Annotated in this window: 5 protein-coding genes; 2 read left to right on the top strand and 3 right to left on the bottom strand. The window is 51.0% G+C overall.

Going from position 1 to position 4,283, the window contains the following annotated elements; translation table 11 throughout:
• The first annotated feature begins 293 nt into the window (after positions 1-293).
• Positions 294-1,346 (top strand): biotin synthase BioB, encoded by a 1,053-nt coding sequence (gene bioB / locus ACTHUE_RS11650; protein WP_070461800.1) that lies wholly within the window; start codon positions 294-296, stop codon positions 1,344-1,346.
• A gap of 131 nt (positions 1,347-1,477) precedes the next feature.
• Entirely contained in the window at positions 1,478-1,957 is a 480-nt protein-coding gene (locus ACTHUE_RS11645) for a DUF302 domain-containing protein (protein WP_003680761.1), read from the top strand.
• 54 nt (positions 1,958-2,011) lie between these two features.
• Here the strand turns inward: ACTHUE_RS11645 and ACTHUE_RS11640 are convergent, their stop codons facing one another.
• The 3 genes from ACTHUE_RS11640 to ACTHUE_RS11630 all read right to left on the bottom strand — a co-directional run.
• A complete protein-coding gene (locus ACTHUE_RS11640; protein ID WP_070695634.1) occupies positions 2,012-3,019 on the bottom strand; it encodes an adenosine deaminase in 1,008 nt (335 codons plus the stop codon).
• 77 nt (positions 3,020-3,096) lie between these two features.
• Positions 3,097-3,876, bottom strand: a complete 780-nt coding sequence (locus ACTHUE_RS11635) for a ferredoxin--NADP reductase (RefSeq protein WP_004519886.1) — start codon at positions 3,874-3,876, stop codon at positions 3,097-3,099.
• Positions 3,877-3,974: 98 nt separating this feature from the next.
• Positions 3,975-4,283: META domain-containing protein (locus tag ACTHUE_RS11630; protein WP_440423522.1), on the bottom strand; the 309-nt coding region annotated here is incomplete at its 5' end.

Here is a 4,283-nt window from a genome sequence, read left to right as displayed (position 1 = left end):
GGGCAATATTTAAGGCCAGTGCGGTTTTACCGCCGGCGGTCGGGCCGAGTACGGCGAAGGCTTTGGGCGCGTTCATAAGAAAACGGAAAAATTAAAAATGCGATTATAGCAAACCCGGGCAAACCATATTTCAGGCCGTCTGAAACATTTGCTCTACATTATCAAAAGCGTTACACTTGCTGCGCCGTTTCAGACGGCCTTTTATATTGATTTCAAACCTGCTGCTGCCGTCATTGCGCCGGCAGTCAAGCCGTCAGCGACACTGCGTCGCTGTAAACACGAAAGAACACACTATGACCGTATCTCCCGTAGCCTTGCGCCGTCAAACCGAGCGCAAGCCGCATCCGACTGCGCGTTATTGGAAAAAATGCGATGTCGAGGCTTTATTCGGACTGCCTTTCCTCGACCTCGTTTTCCAAGCCGCCGAAATCCACCGCCAAAACTTCAACCCGCGCGAAATCCAGCTTTCCACCCTGCTCTCCATCAAAACCGGCGGCTGCCCCGAAGACTGCGCCTACTGCCCGCAATCGGCACACCACAACACCAATCTGGGCAAAGAGCAAATGATGGATGTGGACGAAATCGTCGAAAAAGCCAAAATTGCCCAATCTCGCGGCGCCAGCCGTTTCTGCATGGGCGCGGCATGGCGCGGCCCCAAACCCAAAGACGTGGCTGTCGTTTCCGAAATCATCAGCGCGGTGAAAGGCTTGGGCATGGAAGTGTGCGGCACCTTCGGCATGCTCGAAGACGGCATGGCTGAAGACTTCAAAAAAGCCGGTCTGGACTACTACAACCACAACCTCGACACCGACCCTGAACGCTACAACGACATCATCCACACCCGCAAACACGAAGACCGCATGGATACTTTGGGCAAAGTCCGCAATGCCGGTTTGAAAGTCTGCTGCGGCGGCATCGTCGGCATGAACGAAACCCGCGCCGAACGCGCAGGCCTGATTGCCAGCCTTGCCAACCTCGACCCGCAACCCGAAAGCGTGCCGATCAACCAGTTGGTCAAAGTGGAAGGCACGCCGCTGGCCGATGCCGAAGATTTGGACTGGACAGAATTTGTCCGCACCATCGCTGTGGCGCGCATTACCATGCCCGAGAGCTACGTCCGCCTGTCCGCAGGCCGCAGCAATATGCCGGAATCCATGCAGGCCATGTGTTTCATGGCTGGCGCAAACTCGATTTTCTACGGCGACAAGCTGCTGACTACGGGCAATCCGGACGAAGACGGCGACCGCCTGCTAATGGAAAAATTGAATTTGTATCCGCTGCGCTTTGAATTGGAAGAAGAATACAAAGCCGCGCAGGAAACACCCAAAATCAAAGTCGACTATTAACCGCCATCATAATGCCGTCTGAAAGGACAGGCTTTCAGACGGCATACGGCACTCCGGCACGCGGCGCAACATCAGGCGCGGCGCGTGCCGCCCCGTCCGAAGCCTGATAAACAAACCAATAAGGAAATACGATGAAACACATACTCCCCCTGATTGCCGCATCCGCACTCTGCATTTCAACCGCTTCGGCACATCCTACCGGCGAACCGTCCACCCAAAACGAAACCGCTATGACCACGCATACCCTCACCTCAAAATACAGCTTTGACGAAACCGTCAGCCGCCTTGAAACCGCCATAAAAAGCAAAGGAATGGACATTTTTGCCGTCATTGACCATCAGGAAGCCGCCCGCCGAAACGGCTTAACGATGCAGCCGGCAAAAGTCATCGTCTTCGGCACGCCCAAAGCCGGCACGCCGCTGATGGTCAAAGACCCCGCCTTCGCCCTGCAACTGCCCCTGCGCGTCCTCGTTACCGAAACGGACGGCAAAGTACGCGCCGCCTATACCGATACGCGCGCCCTCATCGCCGGCAGCCGCATCGGTTTTGACGAAGTGGCAAACACTTTGGCAAACGCCGAAAAACTGATACAAAAAACCGTAGGCGAATAAGCCCGTCGCCGACATAAAAGGCCGTCTAAAACTTTTTCAGACGGCCTTTTATCGTTATTCAGCATCAAAACCTTCAATCTTCCGTATCCATTCTTCCTTTTCCGCCTCGCTCAAAAACGAAGCGCGGAACGAATTGGCGCACAAGGTTTTGATTTCTTCCGCACTCAAATCCAAAGCCTCGGCAAGCGCTTCAAAATTGCGGTTCATATAGCCGCCGAAATATGCCGGATCATCGGAATTGACGGTTACCAAGACGCCGCGTTGCAACATACGGCGCAAATTGTGTTTCGCCATTTCAGGGAACACTTTTAATTTCAAATTGCTCAACGGGCAAACGGTCAACGGCATTTGTTCTTTAATCAAACGCGCCATCAAGGCCTCATCTTCTTCCGCCCGTACGCCATGATCGATACGGCGGATATGCAGCAAGTCCAAAGCCTCATAAACATATTCCGGCGGGCCTTCTTCTCCGGCATGTGCCACCGTCAACAAACCCTCCGCCCGCGCCTGCGCAAACACGCGCTCGAACTTGGACGGCGGATGCCCCTGCTCGCTCGAATCCAAGCCTACGCCAATGATGTGTTCCTTATAAGGCAAAGCCTGATTTAAGGTTTCAAATGCGCTTTCTTCCGACAAATGACGCAGGAAACACATAATCAAACGCGTGCTTATTCCCCATTGCTGTCCGGCTTCATGACAGGCGCGGACAATGCCGTTAATCACGGTTTCAAACGCCACACCCCGCGCAATATGGGTTTGCGGATCGAAAAATATTTCCGTATGCACGACATTGTCTTCACGGCAACGCTCAAGATACGCGCGGGTCAAATCGTAAAAATCCGCCTCGTGCAACAATACGCCGGCACCGGCATAATAAATATCCAAAAACGACTGCAGATTGTGAAAATCATAAGCCTGCCGTACCGCATCGACATTTTCATAAGGAATTGCTATATGGTTGCGCTTGGCGATTTCAAACATCAGCCCCGGCTCAAACGTCCCTTCGATATGAACGTGCAACTCGGCTTTGGGCAGGGCTTGGATAAATTGTTTGATATTCATATTTTCTCTGATTTTCTGTTTATATTTAATATTGAAGGCCGTCTGAAACTTTCAGACGGCCTTTGACCATTTATCTGTTAAAAACCATTTTCCATCATGATTTCGCCGGGGATGCGGTTGCGGTGCATAGCGTAGCCCAAATCCATCAAGGCTTGGAAAGTGTCTTTGACCATTGCCGGATTGCCACAGACCATAAAGCGCGTATCGGCCTTGGTGAACTTGAAGCCGACTTTTTCTTCCAAGCCGCCATTCTTCAGCAATTCGGGAATCCGTTTGCCACTCAATGCGCCTTCCGTTTCCTCACGCGTGGTGACCGGAACAAAAGTGAATTTATGGAAATATTCTTCAATCAGCGGATGCTCTTTCAAATCGGCAAGGCGCTGGTTGAAAATCAACTCGTCGGCGTAAGAGACGGAATGCGCCAAAACCAAACGGTCGAAACGCTGCCAAATTTCAGGCTGCTCAATAATAGAGAGGAAAGGCGCAATGCCTGAACCCGTGCAGAGCATAACCAAATCTTTGCCGTCGGGGAAACGCTCGGGCAAGAGGAAACCGGTAGCCGTTTTATCCAGCAAAATAGTATCGCCCTCTTTCATCGCAGCAAAACGCGCCGACATCGGGCCGCCTTCGATTAATACTGCGAAATACTCAAGCGTATCGGCGTATTCGGCAGACACGACAGAATACGCGCGCCAAATAAAGCCCTCGCCGTCACGGAAACCAAGGCGCGAAAACTGCCCTGCCGAAAAACGGTAGGACTCAGGGCGGCTGATGGCAAAAGTCATCAGCTTGGGCGTATAGTGTTTGATCCACAAGACTTTTTCTTCTGTAAACTTGGCTTCTGGAGAAGCTGCCATAATAGGTTTCCTTGATATTCGGTATCAGTTTCAAATAGGGCTTATTATAAAGATTCAAAAGGCCGTCTGAAATATTTATTTTCAGACGGCCTTTAAGATTATTCACGGCGCAAACGGATATTGATGCCTTTTTGTTCCAAAATCAAATCGTTACCATCAAAACGATAGTTCCACACGCTTTGTTTACGCAAAAACGCATCTTCCAGCTTCATGTCTTCACACAGCATCATACTTACCGCAATATGGCCAAAATCAATTTTGTCCGCTCCGATTACATTCGCTTGAAACATCATACCGTTGCAACCCATATTGCCATAAGCCTTAGGCATTTTGCTGAAATCCAAATAGGCGTTTTTATCTGCCAATTCTTTTTCAGTGAATTTATTGAAAGCGACAACACGCCATTT

The sequence above is a fragment of the Neisseria sp. P0021.S005 genome, assembly GCF_051956955.1.
The sequence above is the reverse complement of the archived record's forward strand: the minus strand, read 5'-3'. Positions and strand labels throughout refer to the sequence as shown.

Bases quoted from the DNA above. Each gene is read 5' to 3' on its own strand.
- bioB (WP_070461800.1), top strand. From the start codon at position 294: ATGACCGTATCTCCCGTAGCCTTGCGCCGTCAAACCGAGCGCAAGCCG.
- ACTHUE_RS11645 (WP_003680761.1), top strand. From the start codon at position 1,478: ATGAAACACATACTCCCCCTGATTGCCGCATCCGCACTCTGCATTTCA.
- ACTHUE_RS11640 (WP_070695634.1), bottom strand. From the start codon at position 3,019: ATGAATATCAAACAATTTATCCAAGCCCTGCCCAAAGCCGAGTTGCAC.
- ACTHUE_RS11635 (WP_004519886.1), bottom strand. From the start codon at position 3,876: ATGGCAGCTTCTCCAGAAGCCAAGTTTACAGAAGAAAAAGTCTTGTGG.